Genomic DNA, 24,493 nt, shown 5'->3' on the forward strand with positions numbered 1-24,493 from the left:
ATCACATCCCGCGTCGCCGGTCGATCCGCGCCGCGGACCACCCTGCGCCTTGCCGGTTCCATTGTGCGGGCAGCCACTGACAACCCGGTCCGGCGGTCACGGGCGTCAGCGCCGTCGGCCCCGCCCGCGGCCCTCGTCGCGGTCGTCGTCCCGGTGCGGACCCAGCAGTTCGTCCGCCAGCGACGGCAGGTCGTCCAGCGGCGTCTCCTCGGCCCAGTCCGAGCGCGGCCGGCGCCGGGGCGCGCCCGACTCGTCGACCTGCGGCAGCTCTCGCGTACGGTCCTCGGTGCCGTCCGGCCCCGCCGCGCGCTCGTCGCGGAAGTACCCCGGCGGCACCCGGTCGCCCGGACGCCCCCCGGACACGGGAGGCAGTACGGCCGTCTCGTCCGCGGGCCCTGTCCCGCGCACCGGCGGCAGTACGGCCGTCTCCTCCGCGGGGTCCGCCCCACGCACCGGCGGCAGTACCGCCGTCTCGTCCGCGGCCCCGGCAGGCGCCGGCGGCTGCGGCAGCTCGGCCGTCACCTCGGAGTCCGTGCCCCGCCCCGCGGACCTACCGGCGGACGGCGTCGCCGCGTCCGCCGCGTTGGCCGCGTTGGCCGCGTTGGCCGCGTTGTCCGCGTTGGCCGCGTTGTCGACGGAGTTCTTGTCCATCCGCACCGGCGGCAGCACGGCCGTGTCCTCGACGGGGCCGCCCGACGCGTTCGTCGGCGTCACCATCGGTGTGGGCACGGTCGCCGCTTCCGGGGTGGCGGCCGGCGCCGCGGGCGGGGCCGGCCGGAGCCGGGCCTGGGCGGCGGCAGCGGCCTGCTCGGCCGCGCGCCGCGCCTCCTCCGCGCGCAGCAGCGCCTCCTCGGCCTTGCGCTGCTTCTCCAGGCGCCTCGCGTCGGCCTCGGCACGGAGCCGGGCCTCTTCCTCGGCCTGCTTGCGGCGCCGCTCCTCCTCCGCCTTGCGGCGGGCCTCCTCCTCGGCGCGGGCCTTCTCCTCGGCGAGGAGCCGCAACCGCTCCTCCTCCGCACGCCTGCGGGCCTCCTCGGCGCGCTGCCGCGCCTCCTCGGCCTGCCGCTCGGCCTCGCGCCGCTGCGCCTCCTCCAGCTCGCGCCGCTTGCGCTCCTCCTCCTCGGCGCGCAGCTTGGCGAGCTGCTCCTGGCGCTCCCGCTCCAGGCGCTCCTCCTCGGCCTTGCGGGCGGCCTCCTCCTCGGCCTTGCGGCGGGCCTCCTCCTCGGCCTTCCTCCGCGCCTCCTCCTGGGCCTCGATCTCGGCCTCGGACAGCGGCAGCATGCGGTCGAGCCGGTGGCGGACGACGGTGGTCACGGCCTCCGGCTCCTGACCGGCGTCGACGACCAGGTAGCGGCCGGGGTCGGCGGCGGCGAGGGTGAGGAAGCCGGAACGCACGCGCGTGTGGAACTCGGCCGGCTCCGACTCCAGGCGGTCCGGCGCCTCCGTGAAGCGCTCGCGGGCGGTCTCCGGGGAGACGTCCAGCAGGATCGTCAGGTGCGGCACGAGTCCGTTCGTCGCCCAGCGCGAGATCCTCGCGATCTCGGTCGGCGAGAGGTCACGGCCGGCACCCTGGTAGGCCACGGACGAATCGATGTACCGGTCGGTGATGACGACCGCGCCGCGCTCCAGGGCGGGCCGGACGACGGTGTCGACGTGCTCCGCGCGGTCCGCGGCGTACAGCAGTGCCTCCGCGCGGTGCGACAGACCGGCGCTGGAGACGTCGAGCAGGATCGACCGCAGCCGCTTGCCGACGGGCGTGGCGCCCGGTTCGCGGGTGAGGACCACCTCGTGGCCCTTGGCCCTGATCCACTCGGCGAGCGCCTCGGCCTGCGTGGACTTGCCGGCGCCGTCGCCGCCCTCCAGCGCGATGAAGAAGCCCTGGGACATCGGCGCCTGGTCCGGGTCGTCGCCGCCGAGCAGCGCGTCCCGCAGGTCCTTGCGCAGGGGGACGCCGGAGCGGTCGTCGACCTTGGCGAGCACGAGCGCGGCCACCGGCAGCAGCAGCGCGCCGATCAGCATGAGCGTGAACGCCGCTCCGCCGTGGGCGAAGACGAACTTGCCGTTCTCCAGCCGGTGCGGACCGATGAGCGCCGCCACCAGGGGGGCGATCAGAGCGCCGAGCGCCACCGAGACCCGCACGACCGCGTGCAGGTGTTCGGTCACGCGCGTGCGGCGCTGGTCCTCGGTCTCCTGGTCGAGCAGCGCGTGCCCGGTGTTGGCGGCGACGCCCGCGCCGACACCGGCCAGGGCCGTGATCAGCAGCACGGTGGCGACGTCGGGGACCAGCCCGGCCGCGAGCAGGGCCACCCCGGTGAAGGCGATCGCCAGCGCGAGCAGCCGGCGCCGCGACAGCGTCACCAGCACCTTCGGCGCCGTACGGACACCGACGGCGACTCCGCCGGTCAGCGCGAGCACCAGCAGGCCGTACGTCACCGGGCCGCCGCCCAGGTCCTTGGCGTGCAGCACCGCCACCGCGACGGCGGCGGCGATGGCACCGGCCACGGCCGCGCAAGCCAGGACGAGCACCGGGATGGCGCCGGTGCGGCCCGCCTCGACACCGGTGGCCGTGCGGGGGCGGCGCAGTCCTTCGAGCGGGGAGCGCGGGCGCGGGGTGCGGGTGCCGGGCAGCTCCAGGAAGACGACCACGGACAGGGAGCCGGCGAACAGTCCGCCCGCGACGTACGAGGCGAGGGCCGCCTGGTGCTGGCCGAACCAGTCGATGCCGGCGCCCAGGAGGTTGTTGAAGAGTGCCGCGGCGACCAGGGTGGCGGCCGCCGCCGGGATCGCGAGGAAGTTGGTCCGCAGGGACAGGCGGCGCAGGGCGTCCAGGTGATCGGGCAGCGGCCGTACCGTCGCGCCCTCCAGGGGCGGGGCGGGCAGCAGAGTGGGGGCGGCGCTCTCGCGGGCGACCGTCCAGAACCGCTCGGCGACACCGGTCACGAAGACGGTGACCAGCAGCAGCGCCAGAGCGTCGTCGGGCGTCCAGTCGATCCACAGGGGGGCGACGATCAGCAGGGCGGCCCGCAGGCCGTCCGCGCCGACCATGGTCCAGCGGCGGTCCAGCGGACCGTCCGGCGAGGTGAGAGAGGTCAGCGGGCCGAGGAGGACGGCTCCGAAGAGGACGGTGGCAAGCACCCGGACCGCGAAAACGATCGCGACCGCGAACGCCACCCCTCGGTAGCCGCCTCCGAACGAGCCCTCGGCGATGGCCGCCTGGACGGCCAGGAGGACGAGCACCAGGAGGGCGAGGGCGTCGCCGACGCCGCTCACCAACTGTGCGCTCCACAGTCGCCTGAGCTGCGGCTCACGCAACAGGGCGCGCACGGCGCGCTCGCGGGAGTCCGCCACCAGGGCGTCGTCCGGGGCCGGGTGGTGGGCCGTTGGCTGCTCGGCTCGCGTCATGCTTTCAGCCTATCGGCAGCGACCGACAGCCCGGAGGGCCCGTCCACACGCGCGTCCGCCCCGACACCAAAGTGATGCCGGGGCGTGCGTTTCGCGAACCGGTGCCGGGGAACCGCGGCGGCTCAGTCCTCCGAAGTCGCCTTCGAGGCCGTTGCCTTCTTCGTGGCGGTCTTGGTCGCGGTCTTCTTCGCGGCCGTGGTCGTCTTCGCGGCGGTCTTCTTGGCCGTCGTCTTCTTGGCCGGCGCGGCCTTCTTCGCCGTCGCCTTCTTCGCGGGTGCCTTCTTCGCCGTCTTCTTGGCGGGCGACTTCGCCCGCTTCTCGGCGAGCAGCTCGTAGCCGCGCTCCGGGGTGATGTCCTCGACGCTGTCGTCGGAGCGCAGCGTCGCGTTCGTCTCCCCGTCGGTGACGTACGGCCCGAAGCGGCCGTCCTTGACGACGACCGGCTTCTGGCTGACCGGGTCCTCGCCCAGCTCCTTCAACGGCGGCTTGGCGGCGGCCCGGCCGCGCTGCTTGGGCTGGGAGTAGATCTCCAGCGCCTCTTCGAGCGTGATCGTGAAGAGCTGGTCCTCGGTCTGGAGGGACCGCGAGTCCGTGCCCTTCTTCAGGTACGGGCCGTAGCGGCCGTTCTGCGCGGTGATCTCCACGCCCTCGGCGTCCGTGCCGACGACGCGGGGCAGGGACATCAGCTTGAGGGCGTCCTCGAGCGTGACCGTGTCCAGCGACATCGACTTGAACAGTGAGGCGGTGCGCGGCTTGACGGCGTTCTTGCCGGTCTTCGGGGTGCCCTCGGGAAGCACCTCGGTGACGTACGGGCCGTAGCGGCCGGCCCGGGCGATGATCTGACGGCCCGTCGACGGATCGGCGCCCAGCTCGAAGTCACCGCTCGGCTTGGCGAGCAGTTCCTCCGCGTACTCGACGTCCAGCTCGTCGGGGGCGAGGTCTTCGGGGACGTCGGCCCGCTGGTGGTTCTCGGAGTCCTTCTCACCGCGCTCGATGTAGGGGCCGTAGCGGCCGACCCGCAGCACGATGTCGTTGCCCACGGGGAACGACGACACCTCGCGCGCGTCGATCGCGCCCAGGTCGGTCACCAGCTCCTTGAGACCACCGAGGTGGTCCCCGTCGCCGTTGCCCGCCTCGGCCGCGCCTCCGACGGCGGTGCCCGCCGTGCTCTCGCCGAAGTAGAACCGCTTCAGCCACGGCACGGCCCGCGCCTCACCGCGGGCGATGCGGTCGAGGTCGTCCTCCATCCTGGCGGTGAAGTCGTAGTCGACGAGCCGCCCGAAGTGCTTCTCCAGGAGGTTGACCACGGCGAAGGAGAGGAACGACGGGACGAGCGCCGTGCCCTTCTTGAAGACGTAACCGCGGTCGAGGATCGTGCCGATGATCGACGCGTACGTCGACGGGCGGCCGATCTCGCGCTCTTCCAGCTCCTTGACCAGCGAGGCCTCGGTGTACCGGGCCGGGGGCTTGGTGGCGTGCCCGTCGACCGTGATCTCCTCGGCGCTGAGCGCGTCGCCCTCGCCGACCTGGGGCAGACGGCGCTCGCGGTCGTCCAGCTCGGCGTTCGGGTCGTCGGCGCCTTCGACGTACGCCTTCAGGAAGCCGTGGAAGGTGATCGTCTTGCCGGAGGCGCTGAACTCGACGTCCCGGCCGTCGGCGGCGGAGCCACCGATCTTCACCGTGACGCTGTTGCCGGTCGCGTCCTTCATCTGGGAGGCGACGGTCCGCTTCCAGATCAGTTCGTACAGCCTGAACTGGTCGCCGGTCAGACCGGTCTCGGCGGGCGTGCGGAAACGATCACCCGAGGGGCGGATCGCCTCGTGCGCCTCCTGCGCGTTCTTGACCTTCCCGGCGTACGTCCGCGGCTGCGCCGGCAGGTAGTCGGCGCCGTACAACTGCGTGACCTGGGCACGGGCGGCGTTGATCGCCGTGTCCGACAGGGTGGTGGAGTCCGTACGCATATAGGTGATGAAGCCGTTCTCGTACAGCTTCTGAGCCACCTGCATGGTCGCCTTCGCACCGAAGCCGAGCTTGCGCGAGGCCTCCTGCTGGAGCGTCGTCGTACGGAACGGGGCGTACGGCGAGCGCCGGTACGGCTTGGACTCGACGGACCGCACCGAGAACCGGGTGTTCTCCAGGGCGGCGGCCAGCGCGCGGGCGTTGGCCTCGTCGAGGTGGAGGGTGTTGGCGCTCTTGATCTGTCCCAGGGAGTCGAAGTCGCGGCCCTGCGCGACCCGCCTGCCGTCGACGGACTGGAGGCGGGCGACCAGCGACGAGGGGTCCGACGGGTCTCCCGCGCGGCCGGTCGAGAAGGTGCCCGTCAGGTCCCAGTACTCGGCGGACCGGAAGGCGATGCGCTCGCGTTCCCGCTCCACGACGAGTCGCGTGGCGACCGACTGGACACGGCCGGCCGACAGGCGCGGCATGACCTTCTTCCACAGGACCGGCGAGACCTCGTAGCCGTAGAGGCGGTCGAGGATGCGGCGGGTCTCCTGGGCGTCGACCAGCTTCTGGTTCAGCTCGCGCGGGTTGGCGACGGCGGCCTGGATCGCGGCCTTGGTGATCTCGTGGAAGACCATCCTCTTGACCGGGACCTTGGGCTTCAGCACCTCCTGGAGATGCCAGGCGATCGCCTCGCCCTCGCGGTCCTCATCGGTGGCGAGGAAGAGTTCGTCGGAGTCCTTCAGCAGGTCCTTGAGCTTCTTGACCTGGGCCCTCTTGTCGGCGTTCACCACGTAGATGGGCTGGAAGTCGTGATCGACGTCCACACCGAGGCGACGAACCTCTCCGGTGTACTTCTCCGGTACCTCGGCGGCACCGTTGGGGAGGTCGCGGATGTGCCCGACGCTCGCCTCGACAACGTATCCGGGGCCCAGATAGCCCTTGATCGTCTTCGCCTTGGCAGGCGACTCGACGATGACGAGTCGGCGGCCGCCCTTCGCGGTCTCGCTGGTCGGGGACAACTTCGCTCTTCTCTCCGGTCGACGCTGGGGGCCTCCCCAGGCCTTGCTCCCGGGTCGGGTCATGGTGACGCTGCGGAGTGTGACGGTACATCCCGCCCCCGTGTCAAACGGGAAAAGCCCGCAACGGCCACTCGAACGGTAACCCGACTACCGCCATTCCTGCCGCCCGGACTGTCCACCGGCTCTTTTTCGCCTCACCGGAGCGACACCTCTCAATGGTCCGGCCCGATCCCCCGCGCGGATCCGGCAGGGCTCGGAGCAAGATCCGCGGAAGCGATTCAGAGACGGCTGAGACACCACCCGCCGACGGCCAGTGCGACGAGCGCCACGAGCGCCGCGACGGTCGCCGATGCGACAGGGGTCACACCATGGGCGACGGACTGCCGCTGCCGGACCCGCACGCCGGCCCACACCATCAGACCGCCCCCGAACAGCGCGAACACCATTCCCGCGAAGATCGCCGGTCCGCTCTCCATGATCGCCCGCGCCCCTCTTCCGCCACCCGCGCGTCTCCTGTCGTCCGGAGAGTGACACGCACGGGCGGCGCCCGGACGAACCTCAGGTGAACGCCGGGTCCACGGGCGGGGGCGGCGGGTCACCGGCAGGGATGCGGCGGCCGGGAGCGGCCGTCGGACGTGGTCCGCGGCCGCCGAGGACGAATGCGACCGGCCTCACACCACCCGGCCGCCCGGTCCTCGTCACCGGTCCGGACGACCGGGGAGGGGGACGGGGGACGGTGGCTGCGCGGACGGGGGCGGCGCGGACGGGGGCGGGGGCGGGGGCGGGGGCGGCGCGGACGGGGATGGGGGCGGTGCGGCCGGGGACGGCGGGCCGCCCGCGACATGTCGCGGGCTATGTCGTGGACCTCGGTCGCTCCTGGCGCGGGCCGCGTCGCAGGGCGTCCGCCGTCCTGCCGTGCGGTCCTTCTCCCACAGCCATCTCGTGACGCGTGCGGGCGGTTCCGCCGTCCTGCCGCAGGCCGAGGCGCCGGTGCCGGTGCCGGTGCCGGACGATGTTGGCCTGTTTCGCGCTCAGACCGACTCGCCCTCAGACCGACTCATACTCAGGCCGGCTCGCCCTCAGACCGGCTCGCGCCCTCAGGCCGACTCCCGCTCAGGCCGGCTCCAGGAACCCCTGCTCCACGAGCACCCGGATCTGCGCGGGCGTACGGTCGCGCAGCAGGACCGGGTCCTCGCCGACGAGCTGCGCGATGGCGTCCAGGATCCGGCCCGCGCTCAGCGAGCCGTCGCACGCGCCGGCGAAGCCCGCGCCGACCGTGTCGACCTTCGTGGCCCGGCGCATGCCGCGGTTCTGGCGCAGCACCACGTGCTCCGGGTCCTCGGCGCCGGGCAGCCCGACCTGCTCCTGCACGACCTCCGCGGCGAGCCGCAGATGCGCCGCGAGCAGGGCCGCGTCGTCGTGACCGCGCAGGTAGTCGACGCGCTCGAAGTGGGCCCTGACGGTGTCCCCGAGCGGCTGCTCGACGGAGTGCGGCCACTCCTCCACGGTGACGGTGGGCTCGTCGGACGCCGTCCTGCGCAGGGTGATCCAGCCGAAGCCGACGGCCCTCACCTTGCGCGCCTCGAACTCGTCGAGCCACGCGTCGTACCGCGCGCGGTACTCCACCGGATCCCCCTGGTGGTCACCGGCGTCCCTGAGCCACAGCTCCGCGTACTGCGTGATGTCCTGCACCTCGCGCTGCACGATCCACGCGTCGCATCCGCGCGGCACCCAGGACCTGAGCCTGTCCTGCCAGTCCTCCCCCTCGACGTGCTGCCAGTTGGCGAGGAACTGCGCGAACCCGCCCACGTTCAGCCGTTCCCCCGCTCCCTGAACGAGCGAGCGGCACAGATCGTCCCCGCCCATCCCGCCGTCGCGGTAGGTCAGCCGGGCGCCCGGCGAGATGACGAACGGCGGGTTGGACACGATCAGGTCGAACGTCTCGCCGTCCCTGACCGGTTCGAACAGCGATCCCTCGCGCAGATCCGCGGCGGGCGCCCCGGACAGGGCCAGGGTGAGCGCGGTGATGTGCAACGCGCGCGGGTTGAGGTCCGTCGCCGTCACGCGCGTGGCGTGCCGGGCGGCGTGCAGCGCCTGGATCCCGGAACCGGTGCCGAGGTCCAGCGCGGCGGAGACGGGGGTGCGGACGGTGATGCCGGCGAGCGTGGTGGAGGCCCCGCCGACGCCCAGGACGACACCTTCGGCATGGCTGCCGACACCGCCGGCCCCGCCGACGGCGCAGCCCAGGTCGGACACGATGAACCAGTCCTCGCCGTCCGGCCCGCCGTAGGGCCGTACGTCCACGGTGGCGGCGATGTCGTTCGCTCCCGCGCGCGTCAGCCAGCCGGTCTCCACGCACGCGTGCACGGGCAGGACGTCCTCCACGCGCGCGTACGGCACCGGTTGCTGGAGGAGGAAGAGACGGACGAGTGTCTCCAGCGGCGTGTCCCCGCGGGTGGCGCGCAGCGCGGGCACGGTCTCGCTGCGCGCGAGGGCCGCGTACGCGGGGGCGCCGAGCAGGTCGAGGAGGCCGTCGGCGGTGAAGGAGGCCGCGAGCAGGGCCTCGCGCAGCCGGGCGGCGACGTCGGGGTGGCCGGCGGAGGGCAGGGGGGACAGGGTGGCGTTACTCACGCCCCCCATTGTGTCCCGCTCACGTGCCGCCCGCCCCGCCCCGGTCGGCCGTCCGGCCCAGCGGCCAGCCGCCGTTCCGCCCCGCGGTCAGCCGGTCGTGGCGCGGGCCGACGACGAGGCCGCCACCTTCTTGCAGCTGTCCTGCTGGGCCATGGCGGACTTCACGTCGCCCTTCTCGAGGTTCGCCAGCGCGGTGTTGCCGCTCTTGCTGAGCTTGCCGAGTTCGGTGGCGATGTCCTGGAGTCCGTCGGCGAACTTCCCCTGGTCCTTCGTGTCGAGCGCGTCCACCTGTGTCTTCAGGTCGGCGTACGAGGTGGAGAGGCCGTTGAGGGCGGTCACGGCGTCCTTCTGCTTCTTCGCGCCGTTGTCGACGCCGGGCGGCGTACCCGCCTTCTGGATGGCCTGCGCGAGTGCCTTGTAGGCGTCGGACATGTCCTGGAAGGCCTGGGAGTCGGTCTTCTGGACATTCACCGGGGCGTTGTTGTCCGTGGCGGCCTTCTTGATCGCGGCGTTGGCCGCGTCGACCTTCGCGTCCTGGGCGGGCAGGGCGTCGCAGACCTGCTTGGCCCAGGCGTCGAGTTCCTTGTTGCCTTCGTCGCTGCTGCATCCCGACAGGGCCAGTACGAGTACCGCACCGCCGGACAGTGCGGCCGCGAGCTTCTTGTTCACCGGATCGGTCCCTTCCATGGCTCTCGGCCCCGGAACATACACGCCGACCGGGCGACAACCCCAGAACTAATGTCCGCTATAGGGCTGATTAAGCCGTTTATACCTAGGGAGAGAAGGCTCACGGCTCCGGCGCGCGCACGACGGGGCGGGCGGCCGACGCGCCAACACGCGCCGTCCGCCCGCCCCTTGAGCTGCCGCGGCCCGTCCCCGGTGCCTACGAAACGACCGCCGGATCCGTCGACGCGGCCGACTCGTCGGCGTTGTCGTCGTCGCCCATGGCGATACCGCGCCGTTTGGAGACGTAGACCGCACCGACGATCACCGCGAGCGCCAGGACCGCGATCACGATCCGTACGCCGAGGTTCTTGTCGTCGCCGTAGCTGAACTTGATCACCGCGGGCGCGATGAGCAGCGCCACCAGGTTCATGACCTTCAGCAGCGGGTTGATCGCGGGCCCCGCGGTGTCCTTGAAGGGGTCACCGACGGTGTCGCCGATGACGGTCGCCGCGTGGGCCTCGCTGCCTTTGCCGCCGTGGTGGCCGTCCTCGACGAGTTTCTTGGCGTTGTCCCAGGCGCCACCGGAGTTGGCGAGGAACACCGCCATCAGCGTGCCCGCGCCGATCGCGCCCGCGAGGAACGCGCCGAGCGCGCCGACACCCAGCGTGAACCCGACGAAGATCGGCGCGAGTACCGCGAGCAGTCCGGGCGTGGCGAGTTCCCGCAGGGCGTCCCTGGTGCAGATGTCGACGACCTTGCCGTACTCCGGCGTCTCGCTGTAGTCCATGATCCCGGGCTTCTCCCGGAACTGCCGCCGCACCTCGTAGACGACGGAACCCGCCGAACGCGACACCGCGTTGATCGCCAGCCCGGAGAAGAGGAAGACGACCGCCGCGCCGGCGATCAGGCCGACCAGGTTGTTGGGCTGGGAGATGTCCATCATCAGGGTCATCGGCGCGCCGTCCCCGGAGAGCTTCTCGCCGACGTCCCGCGCGCCGGTGGTGATGGCGTCGCGGTACGACCCGAAGAGGGCCGACGCCGCCAGCACGGCCGTGGCGATGGCGATCCCCTTGGTGATGGCCTTGGTCGTGTTGCCCACGGCGTCGAGGTTGGTGAGCACCTGCGCGCCCGCGCCCTCGACGTCGCCGGACATCTCCGCGATGCCCTGCGCGTTGTCGGAGACGGGGCCGAAGGTGTCCATCGCGACGATCACGCCGACCGTGGTGAGCAGGCCGGTGCCGGCCAGGGCCACCGCGAACAGCGCCAGCATGATCGTCGTACCGCCCAGCAGGAAGGCTCCGTACACGCCCAGGCCGATCAACAGTGCGGTGTAGACGGCCGACTCCAGGCCGACGGAGATGCCGGCGAGGACGACGGTGGCCGGGCCGGTCAGCGAACTCTTGCCGATGTCGCGCACCGGACGGCGCGTGGTCTCGGTGAAATAGCCGGTCAGCTGCTGGATGACGGCGGCCAGCACGATGCCGATCGCCACCGCGACGAGGGCCAGGACGCGCGGGTCGCCGTTCTTGCCCTGGATCGCGGCGTCGGTGACGCCGTCCAGGTCGGCGTACTTCCCGGGGAGATAGACGAACACGGCCACGGCGACCAGCACCAGCGAGATCACCGCGGAGATGAAGAAGCCCCGGTTGATCGCGGACATGCCACTGCGGTCGGAGTGGCGCGGCGCGACCGCGAAGATGCCGATCATGGCCGTGACCACGCCGATGGCAGGTACCAGCAGGGGGAACGCGAGCCCGGCGTCGCCGAAGGCCACCTTGCCGAGGATCAGCGCGGCGACCAGTGTCACCGCGTACGACTCGAACAGGTCGGCCGCCATGCCCGCGCAGTCGCCGACGTTGTCGCCCACGTTGTCGGCGATGGTGGCGGCGTTGCGCGGATCGTCCTCCGGAATGCCCTTCTCGACCTTGCCGACGAGGTCGGCGCCGACGTCGGCGGCCTTGGTGAAGATGCCGCCGCCGACCCTCATGAACATCGCGATGAGCGCCGCGCCGAGACCGAAGCCCTCCAGGACCTTCGGCGCGTCGGCCGCGTACACCAGCACCACGCAGGAGGCTCCGAGCAGACCGAGCCCCACCGTGAACATGCCGACCACGCCGCCCGTGCGAAATGCGATCTTCATCGCCTTGTGCGAAACGGCGGTGAGATCCTTTTCCGGTTCCCCTTCCGCCGGAGTGGCTTCCCGGGCTGCCGCGGCTACGCGCACATTGCTCCGTACGGCGAGCCACATACCGATATAGCCGGTGCCCGCCGAGAACGCCGCGCCGATCAGGAAGAAGATCGATCGTCCGGCGCGTTGATTCCAGTCGTCCGCGGGCAGCAGCATGAGCAGGAAGAACACCACGACGGCGAATACGCCGAGTGTGCGCAACTGGCGGGTCAGGTAGGCGTTGGCGCCCTCCTGGATGGCCGCCGCGATCTTCTTCATGCTGTCGGTGCCGTCGCCCGCCGCGAGCACCTGGCGCAGCAGCACGCCCGCGACCACGAGCGCGGCCAGCGCCACGACGGCGATGACCACCACGAGGAGTCGGTTGCCGTCGGTCAGCACCGCGGCCGCGAAAGTTGAGGAGTGGTCCAACCGATGAGGGGTAGAAAGCCCCGCCATTCGTCCTCCTTGACGCTTGGGCTGAGCTCAAGATGGTGGACGGATTGTAGGTACCGGAACCTGATCAAAACAGTGTGCGGTAAACGGAATTCGTCTTCGCACGGGAATCCGTCACCGTAATGCCTCCGAGGCATTGCCGCTCGTGAACCCATTCACGAAATTCGCGGCAAGATTCACTCCCCGCGCGGCAAGATTCACTTCTCCAAGATTCACTTCCTGGCACCACTGTAAGCGCGCCCTCACACCTGCGCACATGCCGAAGGGCCCCACCGGAGTGAGGCCCTTCGGGTACGCATCGGTCCGGCCGGGCCGGACGGAGCGCGCGGGGTCAGCCGAGCGCCGCGGCCGACGGTGTGGTCGGCCAGGTCATACGGATCAGTCCGCCGTGTTCCCCGGCGGTGACCTCCACGTCGTCGACGAGGCCGCTGATGACCGCGAGGCCCATCTCGTCCTCCTCGACATCCGCGTCGAGGTCCCCGGAGCCCGACGCCCGGTCACCGGGCGCGACCCGCGGGGCCTCGTCCCCCACCTCGATGGAGAACTGCTTCTCCTCCTCGATGAGCGCCACCTTCACCGGTGCGGTGATGCCACCGCTCTGATGGAGTCCGACGGCACGAGTGCAGGCCTCACCCACGGCGAGCCTGACCTCGTCGAGAACGGCCTCGTCCACCCCGGACCTGCGCGCCACCGCTGCCGCCACCAGTCGGGCGGTCCTGACGTGCTCGGGCAGCGCGCTGAAACGGAGTTCAACGGTGGCCATGCGTCCCCCTCGGAACTACGGGCGTGCTGTCGGGGGGCCGGGCTGCCGAAAGCCCGGTACCCCGGTTACAACTGGGCCGTCCGGGTCACGAGGGCCCGGACGGAGTGGTCAGTCGGTGGCCGCGACCGCTTCGTCGACCGAGGTGTGAATCGGGAACACCTTGGTCAGACCGGTGATGCGGAAGATCTTCAGAATGCGCTCCTGGTTGCAGACCAGGCGCAGCGAGCCCTCATGGGCACGCACCCGCTTCAAGCCACCGACCAGCACGCCGAGCCCGGTGGAGTCGAGGAAATCCACGCCCTCCATGTCGACGACAAGGTGAAAATTGCCGTCGTTCACCAGCTCGACCAGCTGCTCGCGCAACTTGGGCGCGGTATATACGTCGATTTCGCCACCGACCTCGACGACCGTACGATCGCCGACGGTACGGGTCGACAGGGACAGGTCCACGGATCCTCCAGCACCTTGCTATCGAGCGGTCGCCCCTCGGAACACCTGAGCAGGAGCCCCCGGGACGGTACGCCAGCCGCGATGGCATTCAATCACTTACCGGCAGGCGTGCACGACGCCTTGGCTCCATTGTCCGTCACGCCAGTGACACACTCGGTGCCGATGGCCAAGAATCACCGATCCGATCGACCCTCGGCACAGCCCGCGCCCCGCCTGTCGCCGGGCCAGATCCTGGACCGGCTCGCCCCGGGGCCGAGCCGGGCGTCGCGCATCACTCATACGGAGCATGTGCCCCCGCGCGCGGGGCGCCATGCCGTCTGGCCTGACCGGATTCGTTCCGAGGTCATCGCGGCCGTGCAGGCCTGCGGCATCGAGCACCCCTGGGCGCACCAGGCCGCGGCCGCGGAGCACGCCCTGGACGGCGAGTCGGTGGTCGTGGCGACCGGCACCGCGTCCGGCAAGTCCCTGGCGTACCTCGTGCCGGTCCTGTCGACCCTCCTGGACGGTTCGCAGGCCCCGAACGGACGCGGTGCCACCGCGCTGTACCTCGCGCCCACCAAGGCGCTGGCGGCGGACCAGTGCCGGTCCGTGAAGGAACTTTCACAACCGCTGGGCACGGCGGTACGCCCGGCGGTCTACGACGGCGACACTCCCGTCGAGGAACGCGAATGGATCCGCCAGTACGCCAACTACGTCCTCACCAACCCGGACATGCTGCACCGCGGCATCCTCCCGTCCCATCCGCGCTGGTCCTCCTTCCTGAAGTCCCTCAAGTACGTCGTCATCGACGAGTGCCACACGTATCGCGGCGTGTTCGGCTCCCACGTGGCCCAGGTGCTGCGCCGCCTGCGCCGCCTCTGCGCCCGCTACGGCGCCTCGCCCGTCTTCCTGCTGGCCTCCGCGACGGCCGCCGAGCCCTCGGTGGCCGCCGGCCGCCTCACCGGCCTTCCGGTGGTCGAGGTGGCCGACGACGCCTCACCACGCGGTGAACTGGTGTTCGCCCTGTGGGAACCCCCCCTCACCGAGATGCAGGGCGAGAAGGGCGCCCCCGTCCGCCGCACCGCCACCGCCGAGACCGCCGACCTGCTCACCGACCTCGCCGTCCAGGGCGTCCGTACCGTGGCCTTCGTCCGCTCCCGGCGCGGCGCCGAGCTGATCGCCCTCATCGCCCAGGAACGCCTCGCCGAGGTGGACCGGTCACTGGCCCGGCGTGTCGCGGCCTACCGCGGGGGTTACCTCCCCGAGGAACGCCGCGCCCTCGAACAGGCCCTGCACTCCGGCGAACTCCTCGGCCTGGCCGCCACCACTGCCCTAGAACTGGGGATCGACGTCTCCGGTCTGGACGCCGTCCTCATCGCCGGATACCCGGGCACCCGCGCCTCCCTGTGGCAGCAGGCGGGACGGGCCGGACGGGCGGGACAGGGCGCGCTGGCCGTGCTGGTCGCCCGGGACGACCCGCTGGACACCTTCCTCGTCCACCACCCGGAGGCCCTGTTCGCCCGCCCGGTGGAATCGACCGTCCTCGACCCCGACAACCCCTACGTCCTCGCCCCGCACCTGTGCGCGGCCGCCGCCGAACTCCCCCTCACCGAGGACGACCTCGCGCTCTTCGGCCCGGAGACCGAGGCACTGCTGCCGCAGTTGGAGGCCGCGAGGCTGCTGCGCCGCCGGACGAAGGCCTGGCACTGGACCCGTCGCGAACGGGCCGCCGACCTCACCGACATCCGCGGCGGGGGCGGCCGGCCCGTCCAGATCGTCGAGTCCGGCACAGGCCGCCTGCTCGGCACGGTGGACGAGGGCGCCGCCCACTCGGCCGTCCACGAGGGAGCCGTCCATCTGCACCAGGGCCGCACCTACCTGGTGCGCTCCCTGGACCTGGAGGACTCGGTGGCCCTGGTCGAGGAGGCGAACCCGCCGTATTCGACGGTCGCCCGCGACACGACGGCGATCTCCGTCCTGGAGACAGACGTCGAAATCCCCTGGGGCGACGGACGTTTGTGCTACGGCTCCGTCGAAGTCACCAATCAGGTGGTCTCCTTCCTGCGTCGGCGTGTCATCACCGGTGAAGTACTGGGGGAGTCGAAGCTCGACCTCCCTCCCCGCACGCTGCGCACGCGCGCCGTGTGGTGGACGGTCACCGAGGACCAGCTGGACGCCGCCCGCATCAACCCCGAGATCCTCGGCGGAGCCCTGCACGCCGCCGAGCACGCCTCCATCGGCATGCTGCCCCTCTTCGCGACCTGCGACCGCTGGGACATCGGCGGCGTGTCGATCCCCCTTCACCCCGACACCCTCCTCCCCACGGTCTTCGTCTACGACGGCCATCCCGGCGGCGCGGGCTTCGCCGAACGCGCCTTTCACACGGCCCGCTCCTGGCTGACCGCCACCCGCCAGGCCATCGCCTCCTGCGAGTGCGAGGCCGGCTGTCCGTCGTGCATCCAGTCCCCCAAGTGCGGCAACGGCAACGACCCCTTGAACAAGAGAGGCGCGGTGAGACTGCTGACGGAGCTGCTTCGGTGCGCGCCGGCGGAGGACGAGGGAGCAGGGGAGACGGGGGCCGTGGAGACCGGGGCCGTGGAGACCGCGGAGACCGGGCCGTGAGGGAGGACCGAGCGGTGGCGGCCTGAGCGGTGAGCAGGAGCGAGCGGTGGCGGTCCGAAACGTGTACGAGGACTCAGCAATGGCGGCCGAAACCGTGAAGGACGAATCGGTGAACGGGGCCGGAGCATTGCAGCGAGAGTGAGCCGTGCAGAACGGCGGGACCGTGTGAGCAGTTGGTGGGGACGGTGGGAAATGACCCGGCTCCACCACCCGGCCCCACACCCGGCTCCACGAACCGGAGCACCGTCCGGATCACCATCCGGCTCCGCCACCGACCTCCGGCACCACCACCGGTGCCTCTGGCACTCCGGGCACCACCGTCGGGGCCACGGGCGCCGCGGCCCCCGCAGGCCCCGCCCGCGCCCTGATCTCCACCGTGAACGGTCCCCGCCCCGCCGCCGCCGTCACGTCCGACACCTCCCCCACGACCACGCACCGCACCAGCCGTGCGCCTTGCGCCCGAGCCAACCGGTCCGCGCGGGCACAGGCCGCCTCGGTACCGTCCGTCCAGTGGTCCGCGGCCGCGAGCGCCGCGAGGTCGGCGCCGCCGGCGGCACGGTGCCGGACCAGGACGGCCTGCCCGAGGGCGAGTACGGCGCCGAAGATCACACACAGCACGGCGAGTACGGCGAGAGTCCACACGGTCGCGGACCCACGGTCGGCCTGACACCGGCTCCGCTCCACGAAGCCGTCCCTCCGACGGCGGAGCCACTCCACCCCCGAGTCCGTCCAACGGGCACGGACCGGAACACCGACCACCGCAGCGGCACGGACACCGGCACCGCCTCCCCGCGGGCGTCGACGCCCGGCAGCGTTCCGGTCCGCCCGGAGACCCGCCGTCCCTCCCCCACGTGCACGTGCCCTCATGGCCTCGCCTCCCGTCCGGCCGCGGCCCCGCCGCCACCGTCCGGCGGCACCCCGGCGTCCTCCGCCGCCGCCACGGCCTCCTCCCGTACCTCGAACGGCAACCCGCGCAGCACCGGCGGTCTCGCCACGACCACCACCCGAACCAGGTCGCCCTCCCGGGTGACCGTCACCCGCGCCCCACGCGGAGCCGTCGCTCGCGTCACCTCCACGACCGCGTCGGCCGGGTCCTGCCGGGCGGCGGCCCGGGCGCCGGTCCTGGCCGCGTCCACGCACCGGATCTGGGCGGCCATGACCAGCAGCCCCCACACCAGCGCCATCGCGAACGCCACCAGCACCGGCAGCACCACGGCCGCCTCCGCCGTCACGAACCCCCGGTCCGCGCCTCGCCCCCGGCCCAGCTCATGTGCCCGCACTGAGCGCCCGCTTCACGATGTCCTGCAACTCCGCCGCGACCGCTCCGCTCGTCACCACCTGGTAGAGGGCCACGGCGAACGCCACCGCCGCGACGATTCCCATCGCGTACTCGGACGTCACCATCCCCGCGTCCCTCCGCGTCGCACGCACCCGGCACACCAGGAAACGCGACCTCGCTCGTACCGCCTTGCTCATTTCGACCCCCGTGAGTCTCGATCCCATGGCCCGTACCGGCCCCGCTGGGCCGGCCGAACTGTTCGTGCCACTCGACCTCTTGCGCCGCTGTCGGGCCCGCCGCACGTCGTGTGGGAACTGCTTGCCACCGCTGTACCTGCTCGGAGCTGAGCCGACGGATCCGGCGACCGCCCGACCGCCCGACCGGCCGGATCCACCGCCCGGTTGCTCCGGCCTCCCCGTCAGAACCCCCGCCCTGTCAGATCCCCCTCATGGGCCACCCCCTCCCAGCACCCCGCCCGCCAGGCCGATCACGACCGGCACGATGCCCACCGCGATGAAGGCGGGCAGGAAGCACAGCCCCACCGGTGCGGTGACCATGACGGCCGCCCGTCGGGCCCGGGCCGTGCCCGCGCGGGCCCAGTCGGCGCGGGCGTCGGCCGCGATCCGGGCGACCGGCACCGCGGCCGGGAGGCCGGACACACCGGCCCGTTCCAGCAACCGGGCCAGCGCGGCGGCCCCCGGCACCGCGGCCAGCGCCCGCCACGCGCCGGCGGGTTCACCTCCCAGGCGTACCTCGGCGGCACCCCGCGCCAACGCTCCTCCCACGGGACCGTCCAGTGCCTCGCCCACGGCCTGAGCCGCGATCACCGGCCCCGCCCCCGCCGCGATGCACGCGGCCAGCAGGTCGGCCGCGAGGGGAAGCTGCCGGGCCGCAGCCCGCGCGTCGGCCTCGCTCATCGAATCCGTCGCCCGCCACCTGCGGCGCCACCACCACAGCGCCGCCATCCCGGTCAACCCCAGGATGAGACCCACGAATCCGCCGCCCACCGTCCAGCCGGCGGCCAACACCGCCACCTCCGGCAGCCACCGCCGTACAACCGCCCGCGCCCGCGGCCGAGTGATCTCCACCTTCGCCGGCCCGGCCAGCACCTTGGCGAGCCGCTGCCTCGCCCGCCTCCGACGCCGCACGGTGTCCAGCCACCGCACCGCCCACCCCAGGGCCATGACGCTCCCCAGGGCCACCCCCAGCCTGTGGACAATCTCCGCGCTCATCCCGCCTCCCTCTCCTCATGCGTCCTGCATTCGCCTCACCCGGCCGACCACACGCCCCGCCTCTCGACCCCCTCCCGCGTCTCACACCCCCTCCGCGCCCCGCATGATCCGTAGCGCCCACCACATCCCCAGCCCCTCCAGCACCCCGCCGACGAGCAGGCATCCCAGACCGGCCCCCGTGTGCAGCAGGACGTGAAGCGGATCCGCGCCGAGTGCGGTGCCCAACACGAGGCCCAGGACCGGCAGGCCGGCGAGCATCACCGCCGTGGAACGCGCTCCCGCCAACTGCGCGCGCAGGTCGGCTCGTTGGTCCCGCTCGGCACGCAGCGCACCTTCGAGCCGGTCGAGTCCGGCCGCGAGCCCCGCGCCGCGGTCCACGGCCACCCGCCAGCACGCGGCGAGCCCCACCAGACCGTCGGCGCCCGGCTGCCGCGCCGCACCGGCCAGCACGCCGGGCACGTCTCCGCCGAACCGGGCGGCCGCCAGCACGGCCGCCCGGGCCTCGCCGAGCCCTCCCGAGTCGCGGGCAGCGAGCTGGAGGGCCTCGCCGGGTTGCCTCCCCGAGCGCACCTCGCCGGCGAGCGCCGCGCACAGCGCGATCACCGCGTCGGCCCGCCGCTCCCCCGCCCGCCGCGCCGAGCGGGCCCGGCGCATCCGGCGCAGCAGGGGTACTCCGGCCGCCCCCGCGGCGACCGGCAGTACGGAACCGCCCAGCACGGCCACGACCAGTCCGACGACCGGCGCCCACCACTCGGGCCGCCAGCGGCCTCGCACGCGGCGCAGTTCGTGTGTCAGGTCCTGCCATGACGGCGGCCCGCTGCCGACCACGCCGCCCCCGGCCACCAGCGACTGCGCCCGCCGGGCCGCCGAGTACGGCCCGCCCCACAGCAGGACCGCGATCCCGGCACAGGCGACGGCCGCGCTCATCGGTACTTCACCCACCACGCCGGTCACTCCCATCGCTCGCCCTCGCTCCCCAGCAGCTCCCTGAGCCGCTCCCAACCGCGCTCGTACACGAACGCGTCCGCCTGCCATCGCAGGGCCGGCACAGTTCGTACAAGTCCCGAGGAGTCCCGCTCCAGCACATGCACCTCGGCGATCCGTCGCCGCCCGGCCGGGCCGCGCACCAGGTGCAGGACCACGGAGAGCGCGGCCGCCAACTGGCTGTGCAGAGCCGCCCTGTCGAGCCCGGCCGCCGTACCGAGCGCTTCCAGCCGGGCGGGAACGTCGGCCGCGGCATTGGCGTGGACCGTGCCGCACCCGCCCTCGTGGCCGGTGTTCAGCGCGGCCAGCAGGTGGACGACCTCCGCGCCGCGCACCTCGCCCACGACCAGCCGGTCCGGCCGCATCCGCAAGGCCTGCCGCACGAGGTCCTCAAGGGTGACCAGGCCGGCGCCCTCCTGGTTGGCGGGCCTGGTCTCCAGCCGGACGACGTGCGGGTGGTCCGGCCGCAGTTCGGCCGAGTCCTCCGCCAGCACGATCCGCTCTCCCGGCCCGACCAGCCCCAGGAGTGCGCTGAGCAGCGTCGTCTTGCCGCTGCCGGTGCCCCCGCTGACCAGGAAGGACAGGCGGGCCCGCAGCAACGCTCGCAGTACCTGGTCGCCACCCGGCGGCACCGTCCCCGCCGCCACGAGTTCGTCGAGGGTGAACGCCCGTGGCCGTACCACGCGCAGTGACAGGCAGGTGCAGCCGACGGCCACCGGGGGCAGCACCGCGTGCAGCCTGGTCCCGTCGGGCAACCGGGCGTCGGCCCACGGACGGGCGTCGTCCAGGCGCCGGCCGGCCACCGCGGCCAGACGCTGTGCCAGGCGTCGCACAGCGGACGCGTCCGGGAAGGAGACGGTGGTCAGCTCCAGGCCGCCACCCCGGTCGACCCACACGCGGTCGGGGGCCGACACCAGCACGTCGGTCACCGACGGGTCGGCGAGCAGCGGCTCCAGCGGGCCGCTGCCGACCAGCTCGGAGCGCAACTGCTCGGCGGCGCCCAGGACTTCCGCGTCGCCGAGGACCCGCCCCTGTTCGCGCAGCGCCTGCGCCACACGCGCGGGGGTGGGTTCGGCTCCGCTCTCGACGAGCCACTGCCGTACGCCGTCGAGGAGTGTGCCGGATCCTCGGGGCCGGTCGAGCCGGGGCCCGGCGCTCATGCGGCACCCGCCTCGGTCAGGGCCCGCTCCCAGAACTCCTTGCAGAAGCGGGCGAGCGGTCCCCGCGCGGACGCTCCGGGCGGGGACGTGCCGCCGTCCGGACGCAGCAGGCCGGACTCGACGGGCACCTCGCCGGCCAGGGGCAGGCCGAGCAGGCGGGCCACCTCGCGGTCGTCGAGGCCGGGGGCGTGCGGGCCGCGTACCGCCACCCTCAGGTCGCGCAGGACCATGCCGATCGCGGAGGCCACTCGTCCGGCCGCCGCGACGGCCCGCAGCTCGGCGGGGACCACGAGGAGCCCGACGTCGAGCTGGGCGAGGACCTCGGCGACCCCGTCGTCGATGCGCCGCGGCAGGTCGACGACGACCGTGCCGCCGCGGCGGCGGGCAGCCGCGAGCACCGCCCGCACCGCCGGAGGCGGAATGGCGACGCAGTCGCCGCGGTCCCAGCTGAGCACCCGCAGCTGATGCAGTTCGGGCAGCGACTCCTCCAGGGCGCCGCCGCCGACGCGTCCGCGTGAGGCGGCGAACGCCGGCCAGCGCAGCCCCTCGACGGCCTCGCCGCCGAGGAGGACGTCGAGTCCGCCGCCCAGTGGATCCGCGTCCACCAGCAGGGTGCGCAGTCCCTCACGCGCGGAGGTGACGGCGAGGGCGCAGGCGAGCGTGGACGCCCCGGCCCCGCCGCGCCCGCCGACGACTCCGACGGTGAGGGCGGGCCGACCGACGCCTTCGGCGACGTCGGCGATCCGGTCGACGAGCCACTGTTCCCCGTCGGGCAGCACGAGGACGTGGTCGGCGCCGATCTCGACGGCCCTGCGCCACACCCCCGAATCGTCCTGATCGCGCCCGACGAGGACCACTCCGCGGCGGCGGGCGGCACCGCGGACCCGGCGCGCGGCGTCGTCGCCGACCAGGACGAGCGGCGCGGACTCCCAGCCGCCGCGCTGTTCGGGCACCGAGTGGTGCACCTCGGGTGTGGCGCCGGCCGCGGCGCACAGCCTGAGCAGGTCGTCGAGGAGTGCCGCGTCCTCGGTGACGATCAGCGGCCTGCCGTGCCGCCCTCCGGCAGCGGACGGCGGTTCGTGTGTGACGGCTCCGGTCACGGTTTCCCTCCCCCTTCGCCGCGTGGCGCGCAGTCCTGCGCGGCCTCGCGATTCCCGTACGTGTGAAGAACCGACACCCGGTCTCCATATGAACGTCCGGCGTAAACCGGTTCGGGAGACCGGAAAACGGAACCGGTCCTGAACTCGGCGTGAGCGGACGTGTCGGAATCACGGTGCGACGAAGGAGGAAATCATGTGGATCTTGGTGGATAACTGTGGACGAGCGGGGAGTTGTGAATATCGCCGTCACTCATACCGGTGAGCGCTGTCCGCCTGGTGTACGACGCCCGCAGAGCAGTCCGATGATTACTCAACGTCACGGAGTGCGGGCATGCCGAAGGCGCGGTCCGCGTCGCCTCGATACGGCACCGCGCCCGCGTAGAAAGAGGGGAAAAGCCATCCGGACATGCGACGACCCCCGCCGGGGGGGAGAGCGGGGGTCGTCTCCACGGCCGACTCGGGGGGGGAGGAGTCGGACCGGGTTAGCACGGTCGCGAACGATCCGTGACTTCCATGGTGTACCCGAGGGCCCTCTCAGGCAAACCCACACGCCGACCTTACGCCGAATGAGCTGCCCCTATGCTCAAGGGTGTGGAAAACCACTCCTTGCCCCGCACAGCGGCCTTCTTTGACCTGGACAAGACGGTCATTGCGAAGTCGAGCACGCTCACCTTCAGCAAGTCCTTCTACCAAGGAGGGCTGATCAACCGCAGGGCGGCCCTGCGTACCGCGTATGCCCAGTTCGTCTTCCTCGTCGGCGGTATGGACCACGACCAGATGGAGCGGACCCGCGAGTACCTCTCCGCGATGGTCCGCGGCTGGAACGTCCAGCAGGTGAAGGAGATCGTCGCCGAGACCCTTCACGACCTGATCGACCCGCTCATCTACGACGAGGCCGCCTCCCTCATCGAGGAGCACCACACCGCCGGCCGCGACGTCGTCATCGTGTCCACGTCCGGTGCGGAGGTGGTCGAACCGATCGGCGAGCTGCTCGGCGCGGACCGCGTGGTGGCCACCCGGATGGTGGTGGGCGAGGACGGCTGCTTCACCGGGGACGTGGAGTACTACGCGTACGGCCCGACCAAGGCGGAGGCCGTCAGGGAGCTGGCCGGCTCCGAGGGGTACGACCTCGCGCGCTGCTACGCCTACAGCGACTCGGCGACGGATCTGCCGATGCTGGAGGCGGTCGGCCACCCGCACGCCGTGAATCCGGACCGCGCGCTGCGCCGTGAGGCCGTCGCGCGCGGGTGGCCGATCCTGGACTTCCACCGGCCGGTGCGGCTCAAGCAGCGCATTCCCGGGTTCTCCGTCCCGCCCCGCCCGGCGCTCGTCGCGATGGCGGCGCTGGGAGCCGCGGCCGCGACGGCAGGCCTGGTCTGGTACGCCAGCAGGCGGCGGACGCCAGCGATCGCCTGAGCCGCACGCTCCCCGACTGTGCCCGTTTACCACCTGTTTGAGAGCTTGAGTAAAGAACCGGCGCCAGCACTTCCGCTTCTCGGGGTCCTGGAGTAGAAAGGACTCAACGGCCCGCGAGACCAAGGACATCCGCGAGGATCACCTTAATAACGCAATCGGCCCCACGGACCGAAGCATGAGCACCGAGCACCCACGCGACGTCGACCCGTCGATTACGGGCCAGCCGCACCAGGTGACGGGCGAAGTTCCCGACCTGATGGGCACATATCGAGGACGCCTGGTAACACGGTGAGCATGCCGGCGGCGGTACGAGACCTCGTACCGCCGCAACCCTTTTCCAGGCTCCCTCCGGGGAGCCTGTCGCCGTTACGCCGCCCCGCGCTGAAGCGCCTCGCACACCGCTGTCGACTCCCGCGCCCCCAGTTCGACCGCCCTGCCGCAGTGAGCGATCCAGGCCGCCATGCCCTCCGGGGTGCCGGACACGTAGCCGCCCAGGGCCGCGAGGTAGGCCGCCCGGCCCAGTTCCGCGTGGCCGACCTCGGCGGGGCAGACCGACTTGGGGTCGAGACCGCTGCCGATCAGGACGATGCGCTCGGCGGCGCGTGCCACCAGGCCGTTGTACGAGGCGAAGGGGCGCAGAGCGAGGAGTTCGCCGTGAACGACTGCGGCCGTGACCAGGGCCGGGGCGGAACTGCCCGCGAGGATCAGCGCGGACAGCCCCTCCAGTCGGCCGGAGACCTCGTCCGCGCTCGGCGCCGGCAGCTCGATCAGCGGCTCGTCGACCGGCTCGCCCGCCCGCCTGGGGCGTCCGACCTCCTCACCGCCGGTGGCCGCGGCCACCAGGTGCAGCCGCGCGAGCACGCGCAACGGTGACTGCCGCCAGATGGACAGCAGCTGGCCCGCCTCGGCGGTCAGCCGCAGGGCCGCGCCGACGACGCGCGCCTCGTCGTCGGCACCGAAGTCACTGCGCCGGCGCACCTCCTCCAGGGCCCAGTCCGCGCCGGAGAGAGCCGCCGAGCCGCGGGAGCCGCGCAGGGCGGCCTCGGAGGTGATCGCGGTGCTCCGGCGTCGCATGATGCGGTGCCCGTAGACCCGGTCCACGGCCTTGCGCACGGTTTCGACGGAGTCGGCCACCCCGGGCAGCGATCCCAGGGCTGCGAGCGGATCGGCGGTAGCGCCTGTCGTACTCATGAGTACGACATTACGCAACGGGGGCGAGGACCCCACGA

At 72.5% G+C, this 24,493-nt stretch carries 18 protein-coding genes; 2 read left to right on the forward strand and 16 right to left on the reverse strand.

Annotated features, from left to right (window positions below; all coding sequences use genetic code 11):
* Window positions 1-105 precede the first annotated feature (105 nt).
* The 8 genes from tmk to bldG all read right to left on the reverse strand — a co-directional run bounded on the left by tmk (window position 106) and on the right by bldG (window position 13,492).
* Window positions 106-3,399 carry a dTMP kinase gene (gene tmk, locus ACFYO5_RS25000; RefSeq protein WP_388712545.1) on the reverse strand — a complete coding sequence of 1,098 codons (3,294 nt, stop codon included), beginning with the start codon at window positions 3,397-3,399 and terminating at the stop codon, window positions 106-108.
* 122 nt (window positions 3,400-3,521) lie between these two features.
* Window positions 3,522-6,362, reverse strand: a complete 2,841-nt coding sequence (gene topA / locus ACFYO5_RS25005; RefSeq protein WP_388712548.1) for a type I DNA topoisomerase — start codon at window positions 6,360-6,362, stop codon at window positions 3,522-3,524.
* Between the two features lie 278 nt (window positions 6,363-6,640).
* Entirely contained in the window at window positions 6,641-6,838 is a 198-nt protein-coding gene (locus tag ACFYO5_RS25010; protein WP_388712551.1) for a hypothetical protein, read from the reverse strand.
* A 637-nt stretch (window positions 6,839-7,475) separates the two neighbouring features.
* Window positions 7,476-8,993: a methyltransferase gene (locus ACFYO5_RS25015; protein WP_388712553.1), complete on the reverse strand. Its 1,518-nt coding sequence runs from the start codon at window positions 8,991-8,993 to the stop codon at window positions 7,476-7,478.
* Between the two features lie 87 nt (window positions 8,994-9,080).
* The gene (locus tag ACFYO5_RS25020; RefSeq protein WP_388712557.1) at window positions 9,081-9,680 is read right to left on the reverse strand and encodes a small secreted protein; all 600 of its coding nucleotides are present in this window, start codon (window positions 9,678-9,680) and stop codon (window positions 9,081-9,083) included.
* Between the two features lie 196 nt (window positions 9,681-9,876).
* Entirely contained in the window at window positions 9,877-12,282 is a 2,406-nt protein-coding gene (locus ACFYO5_RS25025) for a sodium-translocating pyrophosphatase (RefSeq protein WP_388712560.1), read from the reverse strand.
* Between the two features lie 328 nt (window positions 12,283-12,610).
* Entirely contained in the window at window positions 12,611-13,042 is a 432-nt protein-coding gene (locus tag ACFYO5_RS25030) for an ATP-binding protein (protein ID WP_356560652.1), read from the reverse strand.
* Between the two features lie 108 nt (window positions 13,043-13,150).
* The gene (gene bldG / locus ACFYO5_RS25035) at window positions 13,151-13,492 is read right to left on the reverse strand and encodes an anti-sigma factor antagonist BldG (protein WP_009189842.1); all 342 of its coding nucleotides are present in this window, start codon (window positions 13,490-13,492) and stop codon (window positions 13,151-13,153) included.
* An 81-nt stretch (window positions 13,493-13,573) separates the two neighbouring features.
* Here bldG and ACFYO5_RS25040 point away from each other — a divergent pair, with 81 nt between their 5' ends.
* A complete protein-coding gene (locus tag ACFYO5_RS25040) occupies window positions 13,574-16,093 on the forward strand; it encodes a DEAD/DEAH box helicase (RefSeq protein ID WP_388712564.1) in 2,520 nt (839 codons plus the stop codon).
* A gap of 252 nt (window positions 16,094-16,345) precedes the next feature.
* Here ACFYO5_RS25040 and ACFYO5_RS25045 read toward each other — a convergent pair whose 3' ends face one another.
* The 7 genes from ACFYO5_RS25045 to ssd all read right to left on the reverse strand — a co-directional run bounded on the left by ACFYO5_RS25045 (window position 16,346) and on the right by ssd (window position 21,848).
* Window positions 16,346-16,810 (reverse strand): Rv3654c family TadE-like protein, encoded by a 465-nt coding sequence (locus tag ACFYO5_RS25045; protein ID WP_388712567.1) that lies wholly within the window; start codon window positions 16,808-16,810, stop codon window positions 16,346-16,348.
* A gap of 146 nt (window positions 16,811-16,956) precedes the next feature.
* Entirely contained in the window at window positions 16,957-17,325 is a 369-nt protein-coding gene (locus tag ACFYO5_RS25050) for a TadE family type IV pilus minor pilin (protein ID WP_388712570.1), read from the reverse strand.
* A gap of 34 nt (window positions 17,326-17,359) precedes the next feature.
* Window positions 17,360-17,569: a DUF4244 domain-containing protein gene (locus ACFYO5_RS25055; protein WP_388712573.1), complete on the reverse strand. Its 210-nt coding sequence runs from the start codon at window positions 17,567-17,569 to the stop codon at window positions 17,360-17,362.
* A gap of 249 nt (window positions 17,570-17,818) precedes the next feature.
* The gene (locus ACFYO5_RS25060; RefSeq protein ID WP_388712576.1) at window positions 17,819-18,604 is read right to left on the reverse strand and encodes a type II secretion system F family protein; all 786 of its coding nucleotides are present in this window, start codon (window positions 18,602-18,604) and stop codon (window positions 17,819-17,821) included.
* A gap of 81 nt (window positions 18,605-18,685) precedes the next feature.
* On the reverse strand, window positions 18,686-19,531 hold the full coding sequence (locus ACFYO5_RS25065) for a type II secretion system F family protein (protein WP_388712579.1): 846 nt from the start codon (window positions 19,529-19,531) through the stop codon (window positions 18,686-18,688).
* Between the two features lie 23 nt (window positions 19,532-19,554).
* Window positions 19,555-20,748 (reverse strand): TadA family conjugal transfer-associated ATPase, encoded by a 1,194-nt coding sequence (locus tag ACFYO5_RS25070; RefSeq protein ID WP_388712582.1) that lies wholly within the window; start codon window positions 20,746-20,748, stop codon window positions 19,555-19,557.
* On the reverse strand, window positions 20,745-21,848 hold the full coding sequence (gene ssd, locus ACFYO5_RS25075) for a septum site-determining protein Ssd (protein ID WP_388712585.1): 1,104 nt from the start codon (window positions 21,846-21,848) through the stop codon (window positions 20,745-20,747). Before ssd ends, ACFYO5_RS25070 begins: the two co-directional genes overlap by 4 nt.
* A 579-nt stretch (window positions 21,849-22,427) precedes the next feature.
* Between ssd and ACFYO5_RS25080 the strand changes: the two genes are divergently transcribed.
* A complete protein-coding gene (locus ACFYO5_RS25080) occupies window positions 22,428-23,264 on the forward strand; it encodes an HAD family hydrolase (RefSeq protein WP_388712588.1) in 837 nt (278 codons plus the stop codon).
* Window positions 23,265-23,630: 366 nt separating this feature from the next.
* On the opposite strand, the gene ACFYO5_RS25085 is transcribed toward ACFYO5_RS25080, so the two are convergent.
* Entirely contained in the window at window positions 23,631-24,455 is an 825-nt protein-coding gene (locus ACFYO5_RS25085; RefSeq protein WP_356560671.1) for an oxidoreductase, read from the reverse strand.
* Window positions 24,456-24,493 lie beyond the last annotated feature (38 nt).

Origin of the sequence: Streptomyces sp. NPDC006259 (assembly GCF_042870975.1) — a bacterium.
GTDB lineage: Bacteria > Actinomycetota > Actinomycetes > Streptomycetales > Streptomycetaceae > Streptomyces.